This window comes from Mycobacterium sp. (assembly GCF_049608025.1).
In the GTDB taxonomy this organism is placed as follows: domain Bacteria; phylum Actinomycetota; class Actinomycetes; order Mycobacteriales; family Mycobacteriaceae; genus Mycobacterium.
Window position 1 is genome coordinate 98,596 of record NZ_JBMYXC010000002.1, and the last position, 26,680, is coordinate 125,275.

The 26,680-nt window shown below is 64.9% G+C and carries 28 protein-coding genes and 1 pseudogene; 15 read left to right on the forward strand and 14 right to left on the reverse strand.

The features are described 5' to 3' along the window. Position 1 precedes the first annotated feature (1 nt). The 6 genes from ACPGXI_RS01275 to ACPGXI_RS01300 all read right to left on the reverse strand — a co-directional run bounded on the left by ACPGXI_RS01275 (position 2) and on the right by ACPGXI_RS01300 (position 6,382). The gene (locus ACPGXI_RS01275; protein ID WP_526648998.1) at positions 2–769 is read right to left on the reverse strand and encodes an Rv2686c family ABC transporter permease subunit; all 768 of its coding nucleotides are present in this window, start codon (positions 767–769) and stop codon (positions 2–4) included. Then, positions 769–1,479: a fluoroquinolone export ABC transporter permease subunit gene (locus ACPGXI_RS01280; RefSeq protein WP_526649000.1), complete on the reverse strand. Its 711-nt coding sequence runs from the start codon at positions 1,477–1,479 to the stop codon at positions 769–771. The genes ACPGXI_RS01275 and ACPGXI_RS01280 overlap by 1 nt, the downstream gene beginning before the upstream one ends. Next, positions 1,476–2,348 (reverse strand): ATP-binding cassette domain-containing protein, encoded by an 873-nt coding sequence (locus ACPGXI_RS01285; RefSeq protein ID WP_526649002.1) that lies wholly within the window; start codon positions 2,346–2,348, stop codon positions 1,476–1,478. The genes ACPGXI_RS01280 and ACPGXI_RS01285 overlap by 4 nt, the downstream gene beginning before the upstream one ends. 3 nt (positions 2,349–2,351) lie before the next feature. Beyond that, positions 2,352–3,251 (reverse strand): crotonase/enoyl-CoA hydratase family protein, encoded by a 900-nt coding sequence (locus ACPGXI_RS01290; protein WP_526649004.1) that lies wholly within the window; start codon positions 3,249–3,251, stop codon positions 2,352–2,354. 91 nt (positions 3,252–3,342) lie between these two features. Continuing rightward, positions 3,343–4,278 carry an SDR family NAD(P)-dependent oxidoreductase gene (locus ACPGXI_RS01295; protein WP_526649006.1) on the reverse strand — a complete coding sequence of 312 codons (936 nt, stop codon included), beginning with the start codon at positions 4,276–4,278 and terminating at the stop codon, positions 3,343–3,345. A 37-nt stretch (positions 4,279–4,315) separates the two neighbouring features. Then, on the reverse strand, positions 4,316–6,382 hold the full coding sequence (locus tag ACPGXI_RS01300) for a prolyl oligopeptidase family serine peptidase (protein WP_526649008.1): 2,067 nt from the start codon (positions 6,380–6,382) through the stop codon (positions 4,316–4,318). A gap of 137 nt (positions 6,383–6,519) precedes the next feature. Here ACPGXI_RS01300 and ACPGXI_RS01305 point away from each other — a divergent pair, with 137 nt between their 5' ends. From ACPGXI_RS01305 to ACPGXI_RS01325, 5 genes are all read left to right on the forward strand, one after another. Continuing rightward, positions 6,520–7,047, forward strand: coding sequence for a DUF779 domain-containing protein (locus ACPGXI_RS01305; protein ID WP_526649010.1), 528 nt, complete (start codon positions 6,520–6,522; stop codon positions 7,045–7,047). Between the two features lie 60 nt (positions 7,048–7,107). Further along, positions 7,108–7,386 (forward strand): putative holin, encoded by a 279-nt coding sequence (locus ACPGXI_RS01310; protein ID WP_526649012.1) that lies wholly within the window; start codon positions 7,108–7,110, stop codon positions 7,384–7,386. Further along, the gene (locus ACPGXI_RS01315; protein WP_526649014.1) at positions 7,379–7,846 is read left to right on the forward strand and encodes a hypothetical protein; all 468 of its coding nucleotides are present in this window, start codon (positions 7,379–7,381) and stop codon (positions 7,844–7,846) included. Before ACPGXI_RS01310 ends, ACPGXI_RS01315 begins: the two co-directional genes overlap by 8 nt. Before the next feature lie 174 nt (positions 7,847–8,020). Next, the gene (lpdA, locus tag ACPGXI_RS01320) at positions 8,021–9,421 is read left to right on the forward strand and encodes a dihydrolipoyl dehydrogenase (RefSeq protein WP_526649016.1); all 1,401 of its coding nucleotides are present in this window, start codon (positions 8,021–8,023) and stop codon (positions 9,419–9,421) included. Continuing rightward, positions 9,422–9,700 (forward strand): hypothetical protein, encoded by a 279-nt coding sequence (locus ACPGXI_RS01325; RefSeq protein WP_526649018.1) that lies wholly within the window; start codon positions 9,422–9,424, stop codon positions 9,698–9,700. An 8-nt stretch (positions 9,701–9,708) separates the two neighbouring features. Here the strand turns inward: ACPGXI_RS01325 and ACPGXI_RS01330 are convergent, their stop codons facing one another. Further along, complete coding sequence (locus ACPGXI_RS01330) at positions 9,709–10,284, reverse strand: carboxymuconolactone decarboxylase family protein (RefSeq protein WP_526649020.1); 576 nt, start codon at positions 10,282–10,284, stop codon at positions 9,709–9,711. Then, complete coding sequence (gene ramB / locus ACPGXI_RS01335; protein ID WP_526649022.1) at positions 10,281–11,735, reverse strand: acetate metabolism transcriptional regulator RamB; 1,455 nt, start codon at positions 11,733–11,735, stop codon at positions 10,281–10,283. The genes ACPGXI_RS01330 and ramB overlap by 4 nt, the downstream gene beginning before the upstream one ends. 157 nt (positions 11,736–11,892) lie before the next feature. Here ramB and ACPGXI_RS01340 point away from each other — a divergent pair, with 157 nt between their 5' ends. The 4 genes from ACPGXI_RS01340 to ACPGXI_RS01355 all read left to right on the forward strand — a co-directional run bounded on the left by ACPGXI_RS01340 (position 11,893) and on the right by ACPGXI_RS01355 (position 16,310). Further along, positions 11,893–12,672, forward strand: coding sequence for an acyl-[acyl-carrier-protein] thioesterase (locus ACPGXI_RS01340; protein ID WP_526649145.1), 780 nt, complete (start codon positions 11,893–11,895; stop codon positions 12,670–12,672). A 268-nt stretch (positions 12,673–12,940) separates the two neighbouring features. Beyond that, the gene (gene aceA / locus ACPGXI_RS01345; protein WP_526649024.1) at positions 12,941–14,227 is read left to right on the forward strand and encodes an isocitrate lyase; all 1,287 of its coding nucleotides are present in this window, start codon (positions 12,941–12,943) and stop codon (positions 14,225–14,227) included. A gap of 110 nt (positions 14,228–14,337) precedes the next feature. After that, a complete protein-coding gene (locus tag ACPGXI_RS01350; RefSeq protein WP_526649147.1) occupies positions 14,338–15,201 on the forward strand; it encodes a 3-hydroxyacyl-CoA dehydrogenase family protein in 864 nt (287 codons plus the stop codon). A gap of 233 nt (positions 15,202–15,434) precedes the next feature. Next, positions 15,435–16,310, forward strand: a complete 876-nt coding sequence (locus ACPGXI_RS01355; RefSeq protein WP_526649026.1) for a cyclopropane mycolic acid synthase family methyltransferase — start codon at positions 15,435–15,437, stop codon at positions 16,308–16,310. On the opposite strand, the gene ACPGXI_RS01360 is transcribed toward ACPGXI_RS01355, so the two are convergent. Both ACPGXI_RS01360 and ACPGXI_RS01365 read right to left on the reverse strand, forming a co-directional pair. Then, entirely contained in the window at positions 16,307–17,173 is an 867-nt protein-coding gene (locus tag ACPGXI_RS01360; RefSeq protein ID WP_526649028.1) for a polyphosphate kinase 2 family protein, read from the reverse strand. The two genes, ACPGXI_RS01355 and ACPGXI_RS01360, sit on opposite strands and share 4 nt — an antisense overlap. Before the next feature lie 4 nt (positions 17,174–17,177). Next, positions 17,178–17,882, reverse strand: coding sequence for a TetR/AcrR family transcriptional regulator (locus ACPGXI_RS01365; RefSeq protein ID WP_526649030.1), 705 nt, complete (start codon positions 17,880–17,882; stop codon positions 17,178–17,180). A 125-nt stretch (positions 17,883–18,007) separates the two neighbouring features. Here ACPGXI_RS01365 and ACPGXI_RS01370 point away from each other — a divergent pair, with 125 nt between their 5' ends. The 6 genes and pseudogenes from ACPGXI_RS01370 to deoC all read left to right on the forward strand — a co-directional run bounded on the left by ACPGXI_RS01370 (position 18,008) and on the right by deoC (position 22,117). Then, positions 18,008–19,378, forward strand: coding sequence for a DUF445 domain-containing protein (locus tag ACPGXI_RS01370; RefSeq protein ID WP_526649032.1), 1,371 nt, complete (start codon positions 18,008–18,010; stop codon positions 19,376–19,378). A 105-nt stretch (positions 19,379–19,483) separates the two neighbouring features. Continuing rightward, on the forward strand, positions 19,484–19,996 hold the full coding sequence (locus tag ACPGXI_RS01375; RefSeq protein WP_526649033.1) for a helix-turn-helix domain-containing protein: 513 nt from the start codon (positions 19,484–19,486) through the stop codon (positions 19,994–19,996). 497 nt (positions 19,997–20,493) lie between these two features. Then, positions 20,494–20,631: pseudogene (locus tag ACPGXI_RS01380) on the forward strand (hypothetical protein); the annotation flags it as partial. A 102-nt stretch (positions 20,632–20,733) separates the two neighbouring features. Further along, complete coding sequence (locus ACPGXI_RS01385) at positions 20,734–21,015, forward strand: DUF2516 family protein (protein WP_526649035.1); 282 nt, start codon at positions 20,734–20,736, stop codon at positions 21,013–21,015. Beyond that, positions 21,015–21,443, forward strand: coding sequence for a DUF2599 domain-containing protein (locus ACPGXI_RS01390; protein WP_526649037.1), 429 nt, complete (start codon positions 21,015–21,017; stop codon positions 21,441–21,443). The genes ACPGXI_RS01385 and ACPGXI_RS01390 overlap by 1 nt, the downstream gene beginning before the upstream one ends. Further along, complete coding sequence (gene deoC / locus ACPGXI_RS01395; RefSeq protein ID WP_526649149.1) at positions 21,440–22,117, forward strand: deoxyribose-phosphate aldolase; 678 nt, start codon at positions 21,440–21,442, stop codon at positions 22,115–22,117. The genes ACPGXI_RS01390 and deoC overlap by 4 nt, the downstream gene beginning before the upstream one ends. Positions 22,118–22,203: 86 nt before the next feature. On the opposite strand, the gene ACPGXI_RS01400 is transcribed toward deoC, so the two are convergent. The 4 genes from ACPGXI_RS01400 to ACPGXI_RS01415 form a co-directional block, all read right to left on the reverse strand. Then, positions 22,204–23,061 carry an LmeA family phospholipid-binding protein gene (locus ACPGXI_RS01400; RefSeq protein ID WP_526649039.1) on the reverse strand — a complete coding sequence of 286 codons (858 nt, stop codon included), beginning with the start codon at positions 23,059–23,061 and terminating at the stop codon, positions 22,204–22,206. Further along, positions 23,058–23,885 carry a carbon-nitrogen hydrolase family protein gene (locus tag ACPGXI_RS01405; RefSeq protein WP_526649151.1) on the reverse strand — a complete coding sequence of 276 codons (828 nt, stop codon included), beginning with the start codon at positions 23,883–23,885 and terminating at the stop codon, positions 23,058–23,060. The genes ACPGXI_RS01400 and ACPGXI_RS01405 overlap by 4 nt, the downstream gene beginning before the upstream one ends. A gap of 95 nt (positions 23,886–23,980) precedes the next feature. Continuing rightward, positions 23,981–25,342 (reverse strand): adenylate/guanylate cyclase domain-containing protein, encoded by a 1,362-nt coding sequence (locus ACPGXI_RS01410; RefSeq protein WP_526649041.1) that lies wholly within the window; start codon positions 25,340–25,342, stop codon positions 23,981–23,983. 40 nt (positions 25,343–25,382) lie between these two features. Then, a complete protein-coding gene (locus ACPGXI_RS01415; protein WP_526649043.1) occupies positions 25,383–26,558 on the reverse strand; it encodes an agmatinase family protein in 1,176 nt (391 codons plus the stop codon). Positions 26,559–26,680: the final 122 nt, after the last annotated feature.

Below are 26,680 nucleotides of genomic sequence, written 5' to 3' on the forward strand. Positions count from 1 at the left end.
ATCAGGTGGTGTTCTTGGCGATGAACCGCCGCAACAACAGGTAGATGAGGGCCAGGTTGTAGACGAGGCCCGCCAGCAGGTAGGGCCACCAGGTGCCGTGCTCGTTGGCGACCCAGAATGCCTTGGCCGGCCAATAGGGCGGCAGCACGCCGAAAGCGAGGTTCCAGGCCGAGTCGACGAACCAAGGCAGGCAGGGCAATCCGGCGATAACGATGCCCAGCAGACGCACCATGGCGATGCCCTGGATCTTGTTGCTCGCCACCGCGACGATGAGCAGCAGGGTAACTACCGACGACAGGCCGGCGATCATGCCGATGGGAATCAGCGCAGGCACGAGTCCGGGTGCCAGAATTCCGCTGAACGACATCGTAGTCACCACGTAGACGGTGGTGACGGCCACTACTGTGGCGGCGCGGTAGGCGAAGAAGCTGCTCAGCGACACCGGGGTCACCCGCAGGGCGGTCAGAGTGCCGGCGTCGATCTCGTCGAGGACGAGAAAAGCCCCCAGTCCGCCGGCGATGATGATGCTGGTCAACAGCAGCAGCGCGGTAATCACCAAGGGGTAGTAGGGCACTAGGTCGAAGTCGTAGCGCCGGGCCAACGTCTCGGTCAGCGGTGGCACCAGCACGGCCACGCCAACGGTCCAGATCACCGGAGCCAGCACCAGCCCGACCAGCAGCGGGTCACGGAAGGTGCCGCGAGTGTCGTTGCGGCCGAACGCGGCCCAGGCGCGGGGGTTCAGGAGCGGGGCCGTTGACCTGGCGACCATCACAGCACCCCGGACCTTTCGATGACGTAGTGGCCGAACAACCACTTCGCAAGCCAGTACAGGCCTGCGGCACACACCAGTGGATACACCAGGGCGTAGGTGACCTGCCACGGCGCCAGGGTCAGTTGATCGAATGCCGACCCGAACAACAGCAGTGGCCCCTGTGTCGGAATGAGATACAGCACGGGACTGGGCCACACGCCGGACAGGTACAGGATCGGCAGCGCCATGACTACCAGGGGCACCGTCGTCGACAGGAACCAGTCGCTGACGGACGAGAACGGCAGTGACGACGCGAACCCGGCCAGCAGCATCACCAGCGTTCCCAGCACGACGCCGGTCACCACCGGCAGCAGGAAGATACCCGCGCCGCGGGTCGCGACTACTACGACCAGGGCAACGAACAGTGAAACTGCCATGAGCACGGTGATTTTCACCGAGAGGTACTCCCAGAATCGCAGTGGACTGCAGATCACCGCGCCCAGAGTTCGTTCCTGCTTCTCGAAGAACACCGAACCGCCGATGAAGAAGAAGCCGATGATGGTGATGTCGCCGACCAGCACGTAGGGCTCGACGATCGGACGCAACTGCTCCGGCATCGGCAGTAACACCGCCAGCCACAGCAGACCGGAGATTACCGCGGCATGGACGAACCGCTGCCTTATCTGCGTGGTGGCCTCCCACCGTAATGCGCTCAGCCACCTTGTCACACGAGGCTCCTGCCGGTGACATCAACGAATACGTCGTCGAGGCTGGCCTCCTTGCTATGAATCGTTTCCAGATGACAATCGCGCAGCACGGTATGGAATTCGGGATCCCGGGCAAGGCCGTCCATGGGGAAATCCGAGGTCTGCAGATCGCCCTGCGGGCCGCGATATTGCACTCGCACCAAGCGCTGCCCGCGGGCGATCTTCAATTCGGCGGGATTGTCGAGAGCCACGATGCGGCCATCGACGACGAACGCCACCCGATCGCAGAGTTCATCGGCGGTGGCCATGTCGTGGGTGGTGAGGAAGATGGTACGGCCGCGCTTCTTCAGATCCAGAATCATGTCTTTGACCGTGCGCGCATTCACCGGATCCAGGCCTGATGTCGGTTCGTCCAGGAACAGCAACTCGGGATCATTGATCAACGACCGGGCGAATGTCAGGCGCATCTGCATTCCCTTGGAGTACTTACCCACTCGGGTATCAGCCGCCTCGGCAAGGCCGACGGCATCGAGCAGGTGTGCTGGGTCCAGCGTGCTTCCCTCATACAGCGAGGCGAAGAAGCGCAGGTTCTCGGCACCGGTCAGTTTGAGGTAGTGATTGGGCAGTTCGAAGGAGACCCCGATGCGCTGGTAGTAGTCCGGTCCCCAGGCCTGCGGATCCCTTCCCCATACCAGGGCCTGTCCACCATGGTCCCGCAGCAGGCCGATAAGCAGTTTCTGGGTGGTGGACTTGCCAGCGCCGCTTGGGCCCAAGAAACCGAAGATCTCACCCTGGCTCACGGCGAAATCCATCGCCCGGACGGCAGGCTCGTCGGTCTTGGGATAATTGAAGGTAAGCTGTTGGACGTCAATGACTTTCGCCGCAGGCACGAGTCAGGGCTCGATCACGTGGGTCGGATCTGGTCGTCTGTCCGGGGGTGCCTGACTGTAATCGCCCCACGGGCCGTCGCGGCGTTGGACCGCCGCCCGCACGCCCTCGGTGTTCGCGGTGTCGATGAACGTCAGGGCGTCGGGGGTGTTGCGCATCAGGCCGTCGAGAATTCCACCGAGTGTCTGGGTCGACGCCAGTCCCATGTTCTCGTAGGCCTGATTGACGATGAGCTTCTGCGCCTGGAGTTGCGACAGTGGAATGCGCGAAAGTTTGGTGGCAACCTCGGCGACGCGGGCCTCCAGGCGCTCGAACGGCACCGATTCGTTGATGAGTTCGATAGCGGCGGCTTCCTTTCCGGTGAGTGGTTCACCGGTGAGCGAGTGCCACTTCACCTTCGCCAGGGACAGGCGATACAGCCACATACCGGTCAGGTACGCGCCCCACATGCGGGCGTACGGGGTGCCGATGACCGCATCGTCGCTGGCAATGACCAGGTCGGCGCACAGCGCGTAGTCGCTGCCGCCACCCACGCACCAGCCGTGCACCTGGGCGATGACCGGTTTGGAGGCCCGCCAGATCGCCATGAATTTCGGAGTGGGACCGGTCTCCCGGGCGCTGACAACGGCGAAATCCTTACCCGGATCCCACCGGCCGTCGGTGTTCATCGGTCCGCCCCACTTCTGGAAACCGCCGCCGAAGTCGTAGCCACCGCAGAACGACCGGCCGGCGCCGCGCAGCACGATGACCTTGACCGTGGGATCGCGTTCGGCGAGCCCGATCGCGGCTTCGAGCTCGTCGGGCATCGGGGGAACGATCGTGTTGAGCTGCTCGGGCCGGTTCAGGGTGATGGTCGCCACCGAACCATCGGTCTTGTACAGCAGGGTCTCGAAATCTGTCGCCATGGATCAAGAGTGTGTCCGACGGGGGCGCACGCCGTCGGTGGAATCGGCGCTACCGGCCAGTCTGGCAATGAGTAGGGGACCCGGCAAAAGGTCAGCCTGCGGCGGCGCTGACGTCGATCTTCCTGCCGGTTTCTCGTTCGGCGACCCGCCACAGGGCTTCGACGGCGCCCTCGCCGCCCGGCCGGATCAACGGCTTGCGGACCGGGGGACCGTGCGTCCCGAACAGCGGCCCGTAGAACCCGGCGCCGGGAGCCTCCGGATCGACGGCCGCCCGCAGCTGGCTCAGCGCACCGCGATCGGTCGACATGCCCGCGGCTTTGGTCCACTTCTCGAAGAAGTTGCCCAGCCGACCGGCCCCGGCTTGGGCCTGGATCGTGGTGGTCTGCAGATCGGAGTTCGTCATTCCCGGCTGCGCGGACAGCGCCTTGGCGTCGACGCCGGCACTGTCGAACTGGGCCTGTAGGCCGACGGCCAGGTGGCGCATGGCCAGCTTGGTCTGGCCGTACATGCGCCACTCGTCGAAGTTCTTCTGCATGTGCGGGTCGGCGGGGTCGATGGCCCGGCCCATGTGTTGGGCGGTACTCGACAGGGTCACGACGCGCGCACCGGGCGTTGCGACCAGGATAGGGAGCAGGCGGGCGATCAGGGCCCAATGGCCGAGCACGTTGACGCCCATCTGGGTGTCGAAGCCGTCCTCGGTAGTCCCTTGCGGCATGGCCATCACGCCCGCGTTGCACATGAGGATGTCGATGTGGTCGTGCTTGGCGGCGATCTCGTCGGCGGCCTTGTCGACCGAGGCCAGCGATCCGAGGTCGAGTTCAACGATTTCCAGAGAGGCGTCGGGGTGTGCCGCGAGGATCTCGGCGCGCGCGTCGGCTGCCTTGGCCTGGTTGCGAACCGCCATCACCACGTGCGCGCGCTTGCCGGCCAGCGCCTTCGCGGAGGCCAGTCCCAACCCGCCGTTGGCTCCGGTGATTACGGCGACTTTGCCCTGGAGGTCGGGCATATCGTTCGTTGACCAGCTCATGTTGTTCCTCGGGTAGTGGGGTCGTCCTCCAGCGTAGTCACCTGCGGCCGGTTCCTTGCAGGGTGCGCAGGAGGAACTCGTAGACAAGCGCAGCGCGGAACGCGGTCTGGGCGTTGTCTGCCGCGCCTGCGTGACCGCCCTCGATATTCTCGTAGTACTGAACCGGCTGTCCCGCGGCTTCCAGTGCCGCAGTCATCTTCCTCGCATGACCGGGATGCACCCGGTCGTCGCGGGTGGACGTGGTGATGAGCACAGGTGGATAGTGGCGGTTCGCCGAAATATTCTGGTACGGAGAGTATTTCGACATGAACTCCCAGTCTTCGGGATTGTCCGGATCGCCATACTCGGCGACCCAGGAGGCGCCTGCCAGCAGCAGATGGAAGCGCCGCATGTCCAACAGTGGAACGCTGCAGACAAGTGCGCCGAACAACTCGGGGTACTTGGTGAGCATGATGCCCATCAGCAAGCCGCCGTTGCTGCCACCCTGCGCCCCCAACTGCTCGACAGTGGTGATACCGCGCGACACCAGATCCCTTGCAACCGAGGCGAAATCCTCGGCCACCAGGTGGCGCCCGGCGCGCATGGCCTGGGTGTGCCAGGTGGGTCCATACTCGCCGCCGCCACGGATGTTGGCCAGCACATACGTGCCTCCTCTGGACAACCACAGCCTGCCCAGCACCCCGTCGTAGCCTGGGGTACGCGACACCTCGAAGCCGCCGTACCCGCCGAGCAGCGTGGGGCCCGGGCCCTGGGGCTGCCGACGGCCGACCACGAAATACGGGATCGCGGTGCCGTCGTCGGAAGTGGCAAAGTGCTGCGTCACGTCGATGTCGTTGGCGTCGAAGAACGACGGAGCCCGCTTGACCGGTGTGAGAGGCGCTTGACCGGATGCTCCGTACAGCAGACGCGATGGAGTGTCGAAGCCCGCCGAGTCGACGAAAATCTCGCTACCCAGGCTGTCAGCCGAGACGATCGTGGTCTCGGTGTTCTCCGGCAGGCCCAGCACCGGTTCGGAAGTCCAGGTTCCAGGCGTGAACACCTCCACCCGACTGGCCACATCGGCGAGCGTGACGACGATCAGACGGTCGCGCGTCCACGCATAGTGGTGCAGGCAGGTGTGCTTGTCGGGAGCAAATACCACCTGCAATTCGGCTGTGCCCGCGAGGAACTCGTCGTAGTCGGCCGCCAGCAGCGAGCCGGCCGGATAAGTTCTGTCGCCGGTTCCGAGGCGGTAGCTCCATTCGGTGCGCAATTCGATGATCAGCCAGTCCCGGTGCACCGAGATGCTTGCATCGGTCGGCGTATCGATACGGATCAGCTCGCCGTCCCGTAACTCGTAGACCTCCTCGTTGAAGAAGTCCAGCGCCCGGCTTATCACCGTGCGTTCGAAGCCGACGGTCCGGTCGACGCTTGCCGCGACGATGACGTCGGTCGGCGCACCGCTGAACACGGTGTCGGCGGCCGTCAGCGGCTGGCCGCGCCGCCATCGCTTGATCACGCGGGGATACCCCGAGTCGGTCAGGGAGCCCTCCCCGAAATCTGTACCCACCAGGACGGTGTCTCTGTCCTGCCAGCTGATCTGCGACTTGGCCTCTGGTAGTTGGAAACCGCCGTCGACGAACTCTCGGGTGTGCATGTCGAACTCGCGCACCACGGCGGCGTCCGAGCCGCCCGGAGACAGGCTGATCAGTGCCAGTGAATGATCCGGTTCGATGACGTCGGCACCCGCCCACACCCAGTTGGTGTCGTCATCGGTTGCCAATTGGTCGACGTCGATGATGACGTCCCAGTCCGGTTGCTCGGTGCGGTAGCTCTCCAGCGTGGTGCGCCGCCACAGCCCGCGTGGGTTGGCCGCATCACGCCAGAAGTTGTAGAGGTATTCGCCGCGGCGGCGCGCATAGGGGATCCGGGCGTCGGTGTCGAGCACCTCCAGGGCGTCGGATCGCATCTGTTCGAAACGATCGCCACCGAGTTGGGTCATGGTCGTTTCGTTGTGTGCTCGGACCCACGTCAGCGCATCGTCGCCGCTGATCTCTTCGAGCCAGAGGTACGGGTCGGGTTGTTGGGTCTCTGCCACATCAGGCGTGTCTGCCACAGCAGCCATTGTGGCGGCTGCCCGTCGCCGTCCCTCGGCCACCTCTCAGTTGCGGGGCCCAGATGGTGAGCACGCGTCGCGATACTGGTCGGGAAACTACGGTGGTGGGCGACGATACTGCGAGAACAGCGGCCGGGGAGACAACCATGCTTGCACCGCAACCTTTTCCAGGCGTCCCGCACCGGGCCTTGGTCACTGGGGCCGCTGTGGACCTGTTGCGTCTTCTGCAGAGCCGCCACGGCGCGCTGATGTTCCATCAGTCCGGCGGCTGCTGCGATGGCTCCTCGCCGATGTGCTACCCAGACGGCGACTTTCTGGTGGGTGACCGAGACATCCTGCTGGCAGTCCTCGACATCGGTGACGGGGTGCCGGTGTGGATCTCCGGTCCCCAGTTCGACGCCTGGAAGCACACCCAGTTGGTGATCGACGTGGTGCCGGGCCGGGGCGGTGGGTTCAGCCTGGAGGCCCCCGAGGGAATGAGATTCTTGTCCCGCGGCCGCGCGTTCACCGACGGTGAGAACAAAGCTCTGGCCGGGGTGCCACCGGTGACTGGCGTGGACTTCGAGCGTGGTGTGTGCCCGCCGTCGAACGGTACCCATGTCGTCGCGGAGGCCCCAGATGCCTGCCCGCAGGTGGGAGCTAACCCCAGCTCGCGCCCGGTCACCGGGTCCTGACCCACGCTCGACCCGCGCGCCGCCCGGGTTTGTAGCCCGTGCGGCGTTATCGTCGAGGACGTGATTCCGCTGCCGCGCGCATCGGTGTTAGCCGGGGTGATGATCGTGGGTGTCGCCGCCGGCATCATCGCTGCGGTCGCTGCCAGTGTCGAGGTCACTGCGCCGGTTCGGCCCGACATCGTCATCGCCCTGGTGATCGGCGTGCCCACTGTGGTCGGTCTGCTGACGATCATGGTGTCGGGCAGGCGCTGGATCACCGCAGTGGGAGCTTTACTGCTCGCGATGGGGCCGGGGTGGTTCGCAACACTGGCCGCGGTCCAGGTGGTTTCCAGTGCCTGACGGCGATCGGCAGTGGCTCATCGGTGAGAACACCCAGCCGTTCATGCCCGAGTTCACCGGCTCGGTCACCGCGCAGGGGCTCATAGACGAGCCCACGCAGCCGATCGAACCCGCGGTTCAGCCGCCTGAACACGCACAAGGCATGATCGCTCCCAGCGTCGACCACTACCTCAATCGGTGGAGGTTGGTGCTCATCGTGGCCGGCGTGTGGATCGTCGCAGCTGCGGCTGGGCTCGGCTTGTACTACTGGTGGTACCAATCGCTGGACAAGACGATGCCGGTCTTCGTGGTCTTGGTCTACCTGGTGTCGTGCATCGTCGGCAGTCTGCTCAGCGCCATGGTGCAGAACCGGCCGGTGGCATCGGCAACAGCCATCGCGCTGATGTCGGCACCGTACGCGTCGACCGCGGCGGCCGCGGTTCTGTATGGCGGATACGTGTTCGGTTGGATCAGCCGATAGTCGGACGACGATAGAGCGGTGAGGTACGAGCCGCGGTGAGGAGTTCGACGGTGTTGGTAGTCGGACGACGATAGAGCGGTGAGGGACGAGCCGCGGTGAGGAGTTCGACGGTGTTGGTAGTCGGACGACGATAAAGCGGTGAGGTTCGAGCCTCGGCCATTAGGGTAGGAAATCGTGACCCACTATGACGTCGTTGTTCTCGGAGCCGGCCCCGGCGGATACGTCGCAGCCATTCGCGCCGCTCAACTAGGACTCAAAACCGCCATCGTCGAGCCAAAGTATTGGGGCGGCGTATGCCTCAACGTCGGGTGTATCCCGTCGAAGGCCCTGCTGCGCAATGCCGAGCTCGCACATATCTTCGCCAAGGAAGCCAAGCAGTTCGGCATCAGCGGTGAGGTGAGTTTCGACTACGGCGCCGCATTCGATCGCAGCCGCAAAGTAGCCGACGGCCGCGTCACGGGAGTGCACTTCCTGATGAAGAAGAACAAGATCACCGAGATTCATGGCTATGGCGCGTTCACCGGCCCCAACAGCATCGAGGTCGACCTCAACGAGGGCGGAACCGAAACCGTCGAATTCGACCACGCGATCATCGCGACCGGCTCCAGTACCCGGCTGGTGCCCGGCACGTCGTTGTCGGAGAACGTCGTTACCTACGAGGATCAGATACTGGACCGTGAGCTGCCGGGATCGCTCATCATCGCCGGTGCCGGCGCGATCGGCATGGAGTTCGCCTACGTCCTGAAGAACTACGGCGTCGACGTCACCATCGTCGAGTTCCTGCCGCGCGCACTGCCCAACGAGGACGCCGAGGTCTCCAAGGAGATCGAGAAGCAGTACAAGAAGCTCGGCGTGAAGATCCTCACCGGCACCAAGGTCGAGTCGATCACCGACGGTGGGAACGGGGGTTCGGTCACCGTCACGATCAGCAAGGATGGCAAGTCCGAGGAACTCAAGGCCGACAGGGTGATGCAGGCCATCGGCTTCGCGCCCAACGTCGAGGGGTACGGCCTGGACAAGGCGGGCGTGCAGCTGACTGACCGCAAGGCGATCGGCATCGACGACTACATGCGCACCAATGTGGGTCACATCTACGCGATCGGCGATGTCACCGCCAAGCTGCAGTTGGCGCACGTGGCCGAGGCAATGGGTGTGGTGGCCGCCGAGACCATCGCCGGCGCCGAGACGCTCGCGCTCGGTGACTACCGAATGATGCCGCGCGCGACGTTCTGTCAGCCCCAGGTCGCCAGCTTCGGACTCACCGAGGAGCAGGCCCGCGAGGAGGGCTATGACGTCAAGGTCGCGAAGTTCCCGTTTACTGCCAATGCCAAGGCGCACGGGGTGGGCGACCCGAGTGGCTTCGTCAAGCTGATCGCGGACGCCAAGTACGGCGAACTGATCGGTGGGCACCTGATCGGGCACGACGTCTCCGAGTTGCTGCCAGAGCTCACGCTGGCCCAGAAGTGGGATCTGACCATCAACGAACTGGCCCGTAACGTGCACACGCATCCGACGATGTCGGAAGCGTTGCAAGAGTGCTTCCACGGGTTGGCCGGCCACATGATCAACTTCTAATTGAGAGCCATCTTGGTCGCCGGTATCGGCGGGTTGGTGGTCGGCCACATCCTGTGGCTGGTCGGCATCTCCGCTGCTATCGCGTCGACAGACAGATCCACCTGGGTGTTGGTCATCGCCGCGGTGTCGTTGGCCGTCGGTATCGCCGCCGGCATGGTGGGTTGGCGGCAGTGGAAACAGCAGACGCGCACGGGTGAAGCCTGGGCGGTCTTCCTGTGGGCACTGACGGTGTCACCGGTGCTGCTGTCGCTGACCGTGCTGGGTGTGACGTACCTGTAGCGGCTCGGTCAGTCCGGGAAGTCCAGCGGCACGCCCAGCGTGCTGATGGTCGCGGCGAGCCCGTCGTATTGAGCTGCGAGCAGACAGAATTCGATCAACTGCGGCTGGGTGAAATGCCCGGCGAGTGCCTGCCACGTCTGCGGCGACACCCCGCGGGTGACGACGAACTCGTCGGTGGCGGTGATCAGCACCCGCTCCCGGTCGGTGAGCCCTTCGGCGTCGGGCCCCTCGAATATCCTGGCCTGTACCTCGGCGTCCAGCCCACGGCTGCGGGCCAGCCTGCGATGCTGCTGCAGTTCGTACTCGCATTCGCGCAGATGGCCCACCCGCAGGATGACCGTCTCGGCGTCGCGTCTAGAGAGCTTGCCCGCGTAGAGAAGGTAGCCCGACAGCGGCAGCCACACCGGGAACAGCAGCCGGTGGCGGCCGAGCACGTTGAACAGGCTGAACCGTGGTGCCCGGATTCCCCGCGCGCCGAGATTGGCGATCACCCAGCCGATCGGCCCCAACTCGCGGAAGCCGCCGGGCTCGATTCGGGCGGGTGGGGCCGGCTCTTCGCGCGCGCGTTCGTCCCGCGTGCTCACGACAGCTTCACCAGGTACGGAGACACCGTCGAGCGGTGTTCGTCGATGTCCAAGGCACGGCCCAGCGCCGGGAACGCGCGCTGCGGGCAGTTGTCGCGCTCGCACACCCGGCAGCCGGCGCCGATGGGGGTTGTCGGGACATTCGGGGCGCCGACCAAATCGAGTCCTTCCGAGTAGACCAGCCGCTGCGCGTGGCGCAGTTCGCAGCCGAGGCCGATCGCGAACGTCTTACCCGGCTGACCATATCGCGACGCCCGCCGCTCCACGGTCCGCGCCACCCACATGTAGCTGCGCCCGTCGGGCATCTCGGCGAGTTGCACGAGGATCTTGCCAGGGTTGGCGAACGTCTCGTAGACGTTCCACAGCGGACATGTTCCGCCGCTCGAGGAGAAGTGAAAACCTGTGGCGGACTGGCGCTTCGACATGTTCCCGGCTCGGTCGACGCGGACAAACGAGAACGGGACGCCACGCATCGACGGCCGCTGAAGCGTCGACAGCCGGTGGCAGATGGTCTCGTAACTGGTCGAGTAGTACGCGGAGAGCCGCTCGACGTCGTAACGGAACTTCTCTGCTACTTCGTGGAATTGTCCGTACGGCAGCACCGTGGCGGCGGCGAAGTAGTTCGCCAGTCCCAAGCGCGCCAGGCGCTGGGACTCCGCGCTGGTGAAGTGGCCTTCGTCGACCCGCTTGTCGATCAGTTCGCCACACTCCAGGTAGGCCAGCTCGGCGGCCATTCTGAATGCCGTCTGGCCCGACGACAGGTGGGCGCTGATCTCGAGCGTTTTCGACCCTGGGTCGAACCGGTGCAGAACTCCCTGGTCGAGGTCGATACGACGAACAATTCTGACTCCGTGCACGATGCGTAGCCGGTCGGCGAGGTCTCCAACGAGGTCGCCCCGCTGGATCCGCATTCCAGCGGTGAGCCCCTCAGCTGCGGTATCGAGTTCATGCAGGTAGTTCTGGCGCTGGTAGAAGTAGTCGCGCACCTCTTCGTGCGGCATCGTGATGGATCCCGACCCTGGGCTGAAGCCGCTTCCTTCCGCGCCGGCACTGCCCGCGTTGAATCGATCCTCGGTGGCCGCTGCGAGCTGGGTGGTGGCCAGCTGGTAGCGGCGATGCAAGTTGACCATGGCGCGCGCCAGCGCCGGGTGCGCGCCGACCATGCCGGCGACCTCGGTCGGGTCGACGGTGACGTCGAGGTCGCGGTCCATGATCACCTCGCGCAGCTCGGCGATCAGCCGGGTGTCGTCCTGGGAGGCGAAGAACGTCGCGTCCACGCCGAACGCCTCGGTGATGCGTAGTAGCACCGCCACGGTCAGCGGCCGGACGTCGTGCTCGATCTGGTTGAGATAACTGGGAGAGATCTCCAGCATCTGTGCCAGTGCGGCCTGGCTGAATCCGCGTTCGCTGCGGAGCTGCCGCACGCGGGCGCCGACGAACGTTCTGGCCACGATAAACCAGTTTAGTCGGGACTAGCACAGTTGCGAAGGCGCCCTTCGCATCGTTGGCAATCGGCCGTCATCGGCAATCGGGGGAGGTGTGGCAATATCGGGGTCCGTGAGTACCGCCGGTCCGGCCAGGGGCCTCCAGGCAGGCCTGGGCAAGGCAATGATGCAGGTACCGGATCCGCACCCAGACGTGTTCGACATCCAGTGGCCGCTGCGGGTAGCCGACATCGACCGGGTGGGTCGGCTGAAGTTCGACGCAGCGGCCCGCCATATCCAGGATGTCGGCTCGGACCAGCTTCGCGAGATGGGCTTCGAGGAAACCCACCCCATGTGGATCGTGCGGCGCACGATGGTCGACCTGATCAGACCCATCGAGTTCAAGGACATGCTGCGGTTGCGGCGCTGGTGCTCGGGAACGTCCAACCGGTGGTGCGAGATGCGGGTTCGTATCGATGGACTGCGGAATGGCGGCCTGATGGAATCAGAGGCGTTCTGGATCAACATCAACCGGGAAACCCAGGGGCCGGCGCGTATCGCCGACGACTTCATCGAGGGTCTGCAGCGCACTACCGAGGTCGACCGGCTGAGGTGGAAGGCCTACCTGAAGGCCGGCAGCCGCGAAGACGCTGTGGACGTCCGGGCCTACCCGGTCCGCGTGAGCGACATCGACATTTTCGACCACGTGAACAACTCGGTCTACTGGAGCGTCGTCGAGGACTACCTGGCCGACCACCCCGACTTGTTGACTCGGCCGCTGCGCGTGACCATCGAGCACGATCTTCCGGTGGCGCTCGGCGACAACTTGGAAATCATCACCCACGTGCATCCGGCCGGATCGACCGACCGGTTCGGCCCGGACCTGGCCGACCGCACTGTTACAACGCTCACATATGCCGTCGGTGACGAGACCAAAGCCGTCGCCTCGCTCTTCGCCCTCTGAATCACGCCGGCTGAACAGTACAAGCGTACTGACCTGCGAATATTGGGTTACCAATGAGTAGCTACTGAGCCGCTGTAACCCTGGTCGTCTTCGCAATCTTTGCAATTTATCGCTGTTGGTTGGCGAAAGTTGGCAATGGAAACGGGTGGACCTGCGGTTATGTGGTGGTGCATCCTGCTAGGTAGCACGCCGGTGAAGGCGTCGGGAATGTTAACAACCGCGGGGGCTCAAGTGGCCCTCAGCGAAATGTAATAAGAAGGAGCAGTCAATGTCGACCGTTGGCACGCCGAAGTCACCCGAGCAGATCCAGCACGACTGGGACCACAACCCCCGCTGGAAGGGCGTCACCCGCACCTACACCCCCGCCGACGTCGTCGCCCTGCAGGGCCACGTCGTGGAGGAGAGCACGCTGGCCCGACGCGGTGCCGAGGTGCTCTGGGAGCAGTTGCACGACATGGACTACGTGAACTCCCTGGGCGCGCTGACCGGCAACCAGGCGGTGCAGCAGGTCCGTGCGGGTCTGAAGGCCATCTACCTGTCCGGCTGGCAGGTCGCCGGTGACGCGAACCTGAGTGGTCACACCTACCCCGACCAGAGCCTTTACCCGGCGAATTCGGTGCCGCAGGTGGTCCGCCGGATCAATAACGCGCTGCTGCGCGCCGACCAGATCGCCAAGGTCGAGGGCGACCGGTCGGTCGAGAACTGGCTGGCCCCGATCGTCGCTGATGGTGAGGCCGGCTTCGGTGGCGCACTCAACGTGTATGAGCTGCAGAAGGCCATGATCACCGCGGGTGTCGCCGGTTCGCACTGGGAGGACCAGCTCGCCTCGGAGAAGAAGTGCGGCCACCTCGGCGGCAAGGTGCTCATCCCCACTCAACAGCACATCCGCACGTTGACGTCCGCCCGGCTCGCTGCTGACGTGGCTGACGTCCCGACGGTCGTCATTGCCCGCACCGACGCCGAGGCAGCCACGCTGATCACCTCTGACGTCGACGAGCGAGACCAGCCGTTCATCACCGGCGAGCGCACCAAGGAGGGCTTCTACCGGGTGCGCAACGGCCTCGAGCCCTGCATAGCCCGCGCCAAGTCCTACGCGCCGTACTCGGACCTGATCTGGATGGAGACCGGCACCCCGGATCTGGAGTTGGCCAAGAAATTCGCCGAGGGCGTCAAGGGCGAGTTCCCCGACCAGATGCTGGCCTACAACTGCTCGCCATCGTTCAACTGGCGCCAGCACCTCGACGACGCGACCATCGCGAAGTTCCAGAACGAACTGGGCGCGATGGGCTTCAAGTTCCAGTTCATCACGCTGGCCGGTTTCCACGCCCTCAACTACTCGATGTTCGATCTGGCGCACGGATACGCCCGCAACCAGATGAGTGCTTACGTCGAGTTGCAGGAGCGCGAGTTCGCCGCCGAGGAGCGGGGCTACACAGCGACGAAGCACCAGCGAGAGGTCGGCGCCGGCTATTTCGATCGGATCGCCACCACGGTGGACCCGACTTCGTCGACGACCGCGCTGGCGGGCTCGACCGAAGAGGGCCAGTTCCACTGAGCAGCTTGCACTAGGCAGCTTCCGTCGAGCAGACGCGAACTCGCACACAACGCCCCCCGCGCGTGCGAGTTTGCGTCTGCTCGCGGTTAATGTGGGGCACCGTGACAGACATTGAACGGGCAGATATTGAGCGAGTAGGAATCGTCGGCGCCGGGCAGATGGGCGCAGGCATCGCAGAGGTGTGTGCCAAGGCCGGCGCGCAAGTCCTGGTCTACGAGCCCACCGAGGAACTCACCGCCGCGGGCGAAGCCCGGATCACCACGTCGCTGGACCGCGCAGCCGCCAAGGGCAAGCTTTCCGCCACCGACCGGGATGCCGCGCTGGCCAACCTGGGATTCACCACCAGCCTGGCCGATCTGGCTGATCGCCAACTGGTCATCGAGGCGATCATCGAAGACGAGGGCGTCAAAGCGAAGTTGTTCGCAGAACTCGACTCGGTGATCACCGACCCGGACGCAGTGCTGGCGTCGAACACCTCGAGCATCCCGATCATGAAGATCGCGGCGGCCACCCAGAATCCGGGCCGCGTGCTGGGGCTGCACTTCTTCAACCCGGTGCCGATATTGCCGCTGGTCGAGTTGGTCAGCACACTCGTCACCACCGACGAGGCCGCGGCGCGCACCGGGAAGTTCGCGAGCGAGAAGCTCGGCAAGCAGGTGGTGCGATGCACCGACCGGTCCGGGTTCGTCGTCAACGCGCTGCTGGTGCCCTACCTGCTCTCGGCGATCCGAATGGCCGAGGCAGGCGTCGCCACGGTCGAGGACATCGACACAGCCGTCGTTGCGGGGCTGTCCCATCCGATGGGGCCCCTGCGGCTATCGGACCTGATCGGCCTCGACACGCTGAAATTGATCGCGGATAAGATGTTCGACGAGTTCAAGGAACCGCTGTACGGCCCCCCGGCTCTGCTTCAGCGCATGGTCGAGGCAGGACAGCTCGGCAAGAAGTCCGGCAAGGGCTTCTACACCTACTGATACACCTGCTGACGGATACACCTACCGGCCGATCAGCCCAGACCGATCAGCCCAGTCCCATCAGCCCAGGCCAGGGTGTCACTTTGGAATTGCCCGGGCTGTTGGTTAATCTTTCATCACCACTAAGTGTGACTTGCCGGTTCAGCTCGCGGTCTGGTGCGCAGGCGTTAACGCCCACGTCGCGCCCGGACGCCGACTCTGACCGGTGGATAAAACTGGCAAGGGGTTGTTGTATGTCGGGTGCCACGCCGGAACTCTCGCCCTACTACGAGGAATCGCAGTCGATCTACGACGTCTCCAACGAATTCTTCGCGCTGTTCCTCGGGCCGACCATGGGCTACACGTGTTCGTACTTCGAACGTGAGGACATGACGCTCGATGAGGCGCAGATCGCGAAGTTCGACCTCGCTCTCGGCAAGCTGAATCTCGAGCCGGGCATGACGCTGCTCGACGTCGGCTGCGGTTGGGGTGGCGCGCTGCGCCGCGCGATCGAGAAGTACGACGTCAACGTCATCGGTATCACTCTGAGCCGCTACCAGTTCGAGTACAGCAAAGCGATGCTTGCCGAGCTGCCGACCAGCCGTTCCGCGGAGGTGCGTCTGCAGGGCTGGGAGGAGTTCGACGAGCCGGTCGACAGGATCGTGTCGATCGGTGCGTTCGAGGCCTTCAAGGCCGAGCGCTACCCGCTGTTCTTCGAGCGTGCCTACAGCATTCTGCCTGCCGATGGCCGCATGCTCCTGCACACGATTCTGGCCCACACGCAGAAGTTCTTCCGTGACAACGGCATCAAGCTCACCATCAGCGATCTGAAGTTCATGCGGTTCATCGGCACCGAGATCTTCCCCGGTGGGCAGCTGCCCGCTGTGGAAGACATCGAGAAGCTCGCCGCCGGCGCCGGATTCACTCTGGAGCGCACGCACCTTCTCCAGCCGCACTACGCCCGCACGCTCGACATATGGGCAGCCAACCTGGAAGCCAACAAAGCGGCGGCGATCGAGATGACCTCAACCGAGGTGTACGACCGCTACATGCACTATCTGACGGGTTGCGCGGACTTCTTCCGTCGCGGCATCACCAACGTCGGTCAATTCACGCTGGTCAAGGGTTAGGAAGCGGCCAACCGCTTCTCTTCGGCCGCCACGTCGAAATCCGCCGGTGGCCAGGACATGTTGAGCCGCTTCATGGCCTCGATGAGCAGTTCGGTGACGGCAAGCCGGCTGTACCACTTCCGGTCACACGGCACGATGTGCCAGGGCGCGTAGTCGGTGGACGTCCGATCCAGCATCGCCTGATAGGCCTGCTTGTACTGCGGCCATTTCAAGCGTTCGTCGATGTCGCCGGGGTTGTACTTCCAGTACTTGTCCGGGCGCTCGAGTCGCTCGGCCAATCGTTTTTTCTGCTCGTCGAGCGACACGAACATCGCGACCTTCACCAGCGTCGTGCCGCCGTCGACAAGGTCGCGTTCAAAGGCGTTGATCTCGTCGTAGCGGGGTTCCCACACCTCCGGTGGCACCAGGTTGTGCACCCGCACGATCAGCACGTCCTCGTAGTGGGAACGGTCGAAGACACCGATGTGTCCAGCGGTGGGCAGTGCCTTGCGGATTCGCCACAGATAGTGATGGCTCAGTTCCTCGGCTGTCGGCTTACCGAAGCTCGTGTAATCGATGCCCTGTGGATTGGCTCCCCCCACAACATGCTTGACGATGCCACCTTTGCCCGCGGTGTCCATGCCCTGCAGCACGAGCAGCACCGACCGGGTGTCGCCGGAGCGGCTGTTGGCGTAGAGCATCTCCTGAAGTTCGGCGAAGCGCACGTTGCGCTCCTCCTGCAGAGTGGGCGCGTCAGCCTTCTTTCCGCGAAACCCGGGAGTCGATCGGGCGTCGATGTCGCTGACCCTGTCCCCGGGTCGGAACATCAACTCGACGCGCGGTTCGTGTGACCACAACGACGGCAAGTCCGAAAGCTCGCTCATGCTCCTAGTCAAGCAGCCGAGGCGGAAGCTCCGGCGACGGATGGGACATCTGCCGAAACTTCTCCAGGGAGCCGCCCACTTCGACGATCCCGCACAACGCGCTCCAGGACAACATCGTGAGGTAGTCGATCAGCTCGTCGGAGGTCATCTGCGGATTCGACATCCACGAGTGCGTAGCGAGTTGCACGCCGCCGACGGTCTGGAACGCCCACGGGCCGATGCCGCCGGTGTCCATCCCTTCGTCGATCATCCGTCGGCGGAACATCACCGCCAGCATCCTGGCGATGATCTGCTCGGAATCGGCGACGGCCTTACTCCTGCTGGCTGCGTTGTTGGCCATGACGAACCGGTAGGGCTCGGGCTCGCTGGCGACGGTGTGGACGTATACCCGGATGATCTCGCGGGTGAGGTTGTAGCCGTCCAGGTTCGACGACAGTGCCGCGGCCATGTTGGGGATCAGGGTGGTTTGGGCAAAGCGCATCATCACCGCGGTGGTGAGGTCGTTCTTGTCGACGAAGTACCGGTAGAGCACCGTCTTGGACACCCCGATCTCCGAGGCGATCTCGTCCATGCTGACGTTGCTGCCGAGGGTGCGGATAGCTTCGAGGGTTCCGTCGACCAGCTCGTTTCGTCGCTCGACCTTGTGCCGATGCCAGCGTCGTTTACGCCCATCGGTCTTGACCGCCCCCGGCGGGGAGTGTTGTGCCACGTTCGCGGTAATCCATTCCCTAGTCCGTATCGATGATACGGCGACAGGGTGCGGGTGCAGGCTTTAGGTGCAGGCTGCTGACAACTTCGCAACCGGTGGATGCCGGAATAGCAGATGATGGGGGCGTGGCACATCGATTGAATGTCGCCGGCTGGCCGGCTCGGGGTCCGGATGTCGCCGGCGGGTCGGCTCGGGGTCCGGCACCCGGCAAGCGTCCCAGCTTCGCCGAAACGCTGGTTGGCGCCGACTCAGCCGCCGACGGCGAACGCAGACGCAGCCTGCGAAGGATGAAGATAGTCGCGTTGAGCTTCCTGCTCGGCGCCACGGTCATCTTCCTGGTCTGCAGCTGGGCGCAATCCCACGGCGCCGCGCCCTGGGTCGGCTACCTCCGGGCAGCCGCAGAAGCCGGAATGATCGGGGCGCTTGCTGACTGGTTCGCGGTCACCGCGCTGTTCAAGCATCCAATGGGTATCCCTATCCCGCATACGGCGATCATCAAGCGCAAGAAGGATCAGCTCGGTGAGGGCCTGGGCGACTTCGTCCGGGAGAACTTCATGTCGCCCGAAGTGGTGGCGACCAAACTGGGTGATGCTCAGGTAGCCGGCCGGATCGGTAAGTGGCTGTCGGAGCCCGCGCACGCCGAGCGGGTCGCGGCGGAGGCGTCGACAGTGCTGCGGGTGCTCGTCGAGATGCTCCGTGACGAGGATGTCCAGCAGGTGCTCGACCGGATGATCGTCAAGCGCATTGCCCAGCCTCAGTGGGGCCCGCCGATCGGTCGGGTGCTGGCTTCCCTGCTGGAGGCCGGGCGGCAGGAAGCGCTGATCCAACTGCTCGCTGACCGCGCCTTCGAGTGGTCACTGAACGCCGGAGAGGTCATCGAGCGGGTGATTGAGCGCGACTCGCCTTCGTGGTCGCCTCGTTGGGTCGACGGCCTGATCGGCGATCGGATCCACCGCGAACTGATGGACTTCACTGACAAGGTCCGTCGCAATCCCGACCATGAACTGCGCCGTTCGGCTACCAAGTTCTTGTTCGAGTTCGCCGCCGACCTCCAGAACGACGAGGCAACGATCCAACGCGCGGAGAACGTGAAGGATCAGATCATGGCCCGTGACGAGGTGGCCAACGCGGCCGAGACTGCCTGGACGACGGCCAAGCGCATCTTGATGGAGTCCGTCGACGATCCGAACTCCACCCTGCGGGCCCGCATCGCCGACTCGGCGGTGCACATCGGGGAGTCCCTGCGCGACGATTCGGAGCTGCGCGACAAGGTCGACAACTGGATCGTGCGGGCCGCGCAACACCTGGTGAGTGAGTATGGGACGGAGATCACAGCCATCATCACCGAGACCATCGAGCGCTGGGATGCCGACGAGGCGAGCCGGCGAATCGAACTTCACGTGGGCCGTGACCTGCAGTTTATCCGCATCAACGGCACCGTGGTCGGGGCACTGGCCGGCCTGGTCATCTATTCGGTGGCGCAGCTACTGTTCTGACCTGCGCTAACAAGTGCTTGCAAAAGTTAGCACCCCGCCGTACGGTTGTTTTTGTCGCTGCGGCTTGCACTGAGCCGATGCCAAATGCGACGGAAGGGGGCACCCATGCCGCAGGATGAAAAGCTTGCTGCTGTCGTGTCCAGTGCGGCACAGGACATCGGTGGTTTCATCCGGAGCCAGCGTGAAGCTGCGCAGGTCTCGGTGCGGCAACTGGCCGAGAAGGCCGGTGTGAGCAATCCCTACCTCAGCCAGATCGAGCGGGGATTGCGGAAACCCTCCGCCGATGTGCTCAACCAGATCGCCAAAGCGCTGCGGGTCTCCGCCGAGGTGCTTTACATCCGGGCGGGCATTCTCGAACCCTCGACGACCAGCGAGGTTCGCGACGCAGTGATCGTCGACGCGGCGATCAACGAGCGGCAGAAGCAGGTGTTGCTCGACATTTATACGTCGTTCTGTCAACAGAACGAGGCAGCCCTTATCGAAGCTGCGGAGGCAGCCGGGGCAGCGGAGAACAACGTTAGCCAAGCAGATGAGGAGCCGACGACTGACCAAACACCCGGCGGCCTCCACAGCCGTCTGCAACTGACGCAATCAACACAGACCAACCCCCAACGGTGAAACGAGAGGAAATAATCATGGCTGACAAGAACCAGCTCGAAGTTGAGGACCTGAAGGCTCCGCTGCTCGCCGCCGTCGGCGCTGCGGACCTGGCCCTGGAGCGTGTCAACGAGATCGTCGCGACGCTGCGTGATCGTGCCGGCGAAGCCCGCACCGATGCCGAGGCCCGTGTCGAGAAGAGGCGTGCGCGCATCAACAAGTTGCAGGAAGAACTGCCCAACCAGTTCGGCGATATCCGCGATCGGCTGACCTCCGACGAGGTGCGCAAGCTTGCCGAGAACTACGCCGAGACCGCGCAGTCGACCTACAACAAGCTGATCGAGCGTGGCGAGGCCGCGCTGGAGCGCCTGCGTAGCCAGCCGGCGGTGGAAGACGCGGCCAACCGCGTCGAGGGCTACACCGACCAGGCCGTCGAGCTGACCCAGGAAGCCCTGGGCAGTGTTGCGACACAGACCCGCGCGGTCGGTGAACGCGCCGCCAAGCTGGTCGGCGTCGAGTTGCCCAAGAAGGCCGAGTCGGCTGCTGCGCCGGTGAAGAAGGCCGCCAAGAAGGCTCCGGCCAAGGCCGCGGCCAAGAAGGCCCCGGCTAAGAAGGCTGCGGCCAAGAAGGCCCCGGCTAAGAAGGCCCCGGCCAAGAAGGTCACCCAGAAGTAGTCATCAGCCCCAGGTGCGCCGCTGAAGGCGCGCCTGGGGTGATGCAAGTCGACCAGGGGACGTAACCCGCCTAGGCTGTCGAGCGTGGAGCTCCAAAGCTTGGTGAGTTACGTCCTCGTCGCTTTACAGCTCGCTGTCCTGGTGACAGCGATCTACTCGTTCGTGCACGCGGCGATCCAGCGACCTGATGCGTACACCGCGACCGGAAAGCTGACCAAGCCGGTCTGGCTGGTGATCCTGGGCGTCAGCGCGTTGTTGGCGCTCGCGCTCGGCATCATCGGGGTGGCCATCGCCGCGGTTGCCTCCGGTGTGTACCTCGTCGACGTTCGGCCCAAGATCCTCGAAATTCAAGGGAAGTCGCACTAGTGCGGCGGATTCTCGTCACCGCGATGGCGGTCTTTGCGCTGCCCATCGTGTCGGCACCCATGGTGTCGGCACCCAACGCTGCGGCCGCCCCGGTCGTCGCGCCGCCGCCTTATGTCGACCATGTCACGTGGGCCAAGTGGGGCGACCTGTCCAGTCTGCGGGTGTACCCGACCGGATCGGCTCGGGACCTGTCAGGCAGGCCGGGTACCAGCGCCCAGGCCGCCGAAGCGTGGGCCGAGGTGTTGACGCTCGACGAGCAGGCCGCGATGCCCGGTATGAGAGAACAGTTCATCTGTCACTGGCGGTTCGCCGAGTTGTTCGAGCCCGGAAAGACCAGTTGGAACCTCGAACCGTGGCGGCCCGAAGTCTCTGATGAGGACATGGTGGCCGCCGGCTGCAACCCGGGCGGCACCGAAGAGCCCTTCTGATGGGTTCGTACACCCGCGCCCAGGTGGCGGCGGTCGTCGATCACACGCTGCTCAAACCGGAGGCTACCGAGGCCGATATCGTCGGTTTGCTCGCTGAAGCCGCTGAACTCGGGGTCTTCGCAGTGTGCGTTTCGCCGCCGATGGTCTCGGCGGCCGGATCGCTGGCCGACGGTCCTGTCATCGCCTCGGTCGTGGGATTCCCCTCGGGTAAGCACCTGTCTTCGGTCAAAGCCGACGAGGCCCGATTGGCGGTTGCCGCAGGTGCGGTGGAGATCGACATGGTGATCGATGTCGGTACCGCCATCTCGGGCGTGCTCGACCTGGTGCGGGCCGACATCGTCGCGGTGCGCGATGCGGTTCCCGACGCGGTGCTCAAAGTCATCGTGGAGTCGGCTGCCCTGCTGGAGTTGCGGGGTGAGCCGCTGCTTGTCGACATCTGTCGGGTCGTCGAGGATGCGGGAGCTGATTTCGTCAAGACCTCGACCGGGTTTCATCCCAGCGGGGGAGCATCAACCCGTGCCGTCGAACTGATGGCCGGCGCCGTCGGGGGCCGGCTCGGCATCAAAGCCAGCGGTGGGATTCGCACGGCTGCAGAGGCTACGAGCATGCTCGATGCGGGTGCGACACGACTCGGGTTGTCCGGCACCCGCGCGGTGCTCGACGGGCTGGGCTGAACCTCCAGGCCGACAGCTACCGCCCGACCATCACAGGCCGACAGCTACCGCCCGACCATCACAGTCCGACCATCACAGTCCGACCATCACAGTCCGACGAAGCAGGGATCTTCCGTCTGCTTCGGAATCGACGCGTTGCTCGCCGAGAACTGGCTGACCACCCCGGTGTCGGTGACCTGAATGGAGTCGGCGCGGATGTCCATCGGATAGTCCTGGGTCAGCTGCGAGGTGAACGCGTCCAACGCCGGCTGCACAATCTCGCGCGGCAAGGTGAAGCCGAGCCCGGTCACGTTCTGCACCTGAAGCGAGATGCCGCCGTCGACAACAGTGGGTCGCGCGGTGATACTGCCCAGCGCCCCCTCGAGCTCGATCGTTCCGGCGGTCGGGTCGGTCCTCACGCCGGTGACGAAGCTGCCGATCAGGGGGATCGCCCCCTGGATTGTCTGCTTGATGCCCTCGGCGGACCAGGTGATGTTGGCCACCATCGAGCCGATCGAACCACTCGATGTGGGGGAGTCCGCCATGCGGACATCGTTGATGTCCAGCTTGAGTTTCATCCCCCGGGCCTCGCGCACCTGGTTGCCGGCAGTCTCGATGTGGATGCGGGTGTAGCTACCCGACACGTGTTGGAGCAGAAAAGGCGGCAAAACCCCGAACGAGGCCTTGGCGTCGTCCTCTACCACGCACGAGACGACTTTGGCGACCACCGAGTCAGCACGGTTGCGGGCGTACAGTTCACCGCCGAGCAGACCGGCGAACACCAGCGCCAGCACGATCACCACGACCAGGACGATGGACAGCGGGTCGCTGAAGATCTTCTTGAATTTCGCGCGCAACGACGAGTCCTCCTCCGGGTGAGCGGGAGCCTGGGCCGGATTGGGCGGAGACTGTGGCTGCGGTGGGCTGGGCTGCTGCTGCGGCTGGCGGTCCCAGGGATCGGTCACCTCAGCGATTGTGCCCTACCGAGGTGATTGAACTCTGAGCGGTTGCTCATTACCGCGACCGTCTTGCGAGCCTGGCGGGCCGCTTCGAGGTCGACGTCGCAGACCAATAACTCCGGTTCGGCGCCCGCCGAAGCCAGTACCTCGCCCAGCGCGGAGGCCACGACGCTGCCGCCCACACCGGTAGGCCCCACTTTGGCTATCTCGTCACCGGGATAAGCCTGGTCGACCGCGGCGACCACACCTGCGGTGTCGATCGCGCGGGCGCGTGCCAGCAGCGTCCACTGATCGAGCTTGCCCGGCCCGGTGCCCCAGGAGGCGTGCGCGGTGATGAGCTCGGCGCCGCGGGCGGCCAGCTCGACGTAGAGCTCGGGGAAGCGGATGTCGTAGCACAGGGTCAGGCCGACAGAAACAGGTCCCGAGGTGCCGTCGACCTGGATGACGACCGGTTCACGGCCGGGTGCCACCGTCTTGGACTCGGCGAAGTCGAACGCGTCGTAGAGGTAGATTTTGTCGTAGCGGGCTTCCACCCCGGGACCCGTCGCGAGCAGGGTGTTGGTGACTCGGCCGTCGCCTGCCGGGACGAACATGCCCGCGACGACGACGACGCCCGCGCGGTGCGCCAGCGCGCGCACGGCAGAGGCCCACGGCCCGTCCATGGGTTCGGCGACGGGAGCGAGCGGAACCCCGAAGCGGCACATGGTCGCCTCGGGGAACAGCACGAGCGACGCGCCCGCCTCAACGGCCCGCAAGGTGAATTGCTCGACCTGGCCGAGATTGGCGGTTGGGTCGGTGCCGCTGCGGATCTGAGCCAGGGCCACACGCAAGTCGGAGCGCATTCGTCCCTCCTACGCCAGGGTGCTGCTGTTTGGCAAGCCCGCGACCGGCGTGGGTGTGTGGACCTTCCCTGTTCCCCGGAGACTCACTGACTGACCGGGGCCGCTTCGCGAACCAGCGTATGCAGCCGCCAACGACCCGGAACGCCTTTGAGTTGGTATTCGCCGGCATCGGTGAATGTGCGGCGCGATCCGGTGACGATCTCGCGCACCGTGGAGGAGACCAGCACCTGCCCGGGCCCGGCGCGGGACGCGACGCGCGCTGCGATGTGCACGGCCATCCCGGCGATGTCGCTTCCACGCACCTCGACCTCGCCTGCGTGCATACCCACCCGCACCTCCACGCCTATCTCGCGGACCGCGTCGACGATCGCCTCTGCGCACTCGATGGCGACGCTCGGACTGCTGAACGTCACCACGAACCCGTCACCGGCGGTGTTCACTTCTCGGCCCCGGAACCGTGCGAGCTCCCGGCGGACGATCCTGTCGTGCTGGTCGAGCAGATGGCGCCAATGATCATCGCCGAGGGCCGCAGCGCGCTCGGTCGAGCCCACGATGTCGGTGAAGACGATCGCGGTCAGCACCCGTTCGGTGTCGAATCCGCCGCGAGCGCCGGTGATGAACTCCTCGATCTCATCCAGCATCGCCGCGGTGTCCCCGACCCAGTACAACGCGTCGGTTCCGGCCAACTCCACGTAGCGTGCCCCCGCAATGTGCTCGGCCAGATAGCGGCCGTGGTCCACCGGTACGAACTCCGAGTTCGCACGGCTGATGAGCAGCGTCGGAGCGGTGATCTGCGCCAGGGTGTCGCGCACATCGACCTCGGCCAGGATTTTGTGGAGCACTCGCGCCATTCTCGGAGATGCCGCCCGGTTGCCGGCCATATCCCACCACTTACGGAACCCGGTGTCGCCGGCCACCGATGGCGCGACCACCTTCAAGGCATCAAAGCCCTTCTCGACGGCGTCGGGGTCCAGTCCCACCGTTGAGAACCGATGGGTGGTTCGTTCCCGGGCGCCCGCCTGGTAATCCGGCGCCCACATCGTGCGGGCCGCGCCGTTGATGATGACCAGACCGCGCACCCGTTCGGGGTGCTCGGCCGCCAGGACAAACGCGCTCGCTGCGAAGTACGACGAAGCCAGGACCGTTGCCTGCTCGGAACCGACTGCGTCGAGAACCGACAGCGCGTCCTGGGCCCAGTGTTGGGGTCCGATAGCGTCCAAAGGGGCAGGTGAGGAGGAACCTTCTCCGCGCTGATCGAATCTGATCAGGCGGCTGAACGAGGCAAGGCGCCGATGGAAGCGGAACATTGCCGGGTCGTCATCGACCGAGTCGACGGGTATGGGCGGACCCGAAAACACCAACAGGTCAGCCGGGCCATCTCCGATGACCTGGTAGGCGATGTCGGTGTCGCCGCAACTGGCGAACCGTGTTCGCGGGGCTTGCACGCCACAGAATCTACGTCAGTACGCCTCGACGTGGCCGCTGCTACGGACCCCAGGCCGGCCGGTTGAGCGAGGCGGGCTTTTTGCCGAGCTTGCCGGTACGCACCTGCGCGGCCAGGCTGTCCAGGATTACGCGCGAACTCAGCAAGGCGGTCTGCTCGGCCCAGTCGTAGGGCGGCGAGCACTCGACGACCTCGATGCCGGCCAGCCCCGGCTCGGAGACCATCTTCACCAGGTTCAGCGCCTCGCGCGGCAGTAGGCCGCCCGGTTCGGGCCAGCCTGTCCCAGGCACGAAGCCGGCGTCGATGACGTCGATGTCGAACGACAGGTACACCGCCTTGGCGCCCTTCCAGGCGATCTCGAGGGCGGTCTCGGCGATCTTTTCTATGCCTACTCTTTCCACGTCTCCGACGGTGATCACCGTCGACTTGCGGTCGCGCCCCACCTTCACGCCCTCCCGAGGGCTCTGCCACCCGCCGATACCGATCTGGACCAGGTTGGTAGCAGGCGCGTTCTTGATGTTGGTCGCATGGAACCAGGGGGTGGTGTGCATTCGCTCGTCGAGGTCGGTTTCCTGGGTGTCGACGTGGCGATCGAAGTGGATGATGCCGATGTTGCCGTCCAGGTAGGGCGCCATGCCCCGGATGGTCGGAAAGCCGATCGAGTGGTCCCCGCCCAGCACGATCGGCATGACGCCCTTCTGCACGACGTGCGCCATCGCCTGGCTGATTTGATCGAAGGACTTCTCCAGATTGCCCGGAATGGTGAACACGTCACCGATGTCGACCATGTTGAGCTGTTCGCGAAGGTCGACGCCGGATTCGTAGTTGTAGGTGCCGAACAGGTTCGTCGAACGCCGGATCCCCTGCGGACCGAACCGGGTGCCGGGCCGGTAGGTGGCGCCCGCGTCCAGAGGCACCCCGAAGATGGCCACCTCGGCGTCGTCGACCTCGTTGACGTCCTCGATGAACGGGCACTTCAGGAACGTGCCGCGCTCGCCGGCGAAGTGCGGCTTCTCGCCGCGGACGAACGTCGAGATGGTCCGGTCGTTGATCGACGGGGCGGCTTCCAGGCCAAAGCTCAGACCGCGTTCGATTTCCTCGTGCAGTCGGCGGTCCGAGAGTCTCGCCTCGGCCTGCTGGGCCCAGGCGCCCTGGGCGTTGGGAAGGGCGAGATCGGGGCGGTCGTTCTTTCCGGCATCTCCGGCGGAGTCGGGCATGACGTGCTCCTCGCGCGCCGTCTTGGGCTGACCGGCGTCCGCCCGGCGCTTGGGCACCTCGTCCGGGGAGCTGTTCGCACGGCTCCTGCCGACCATTGTTGGCAGAGGTGTGAAGCCGTGTC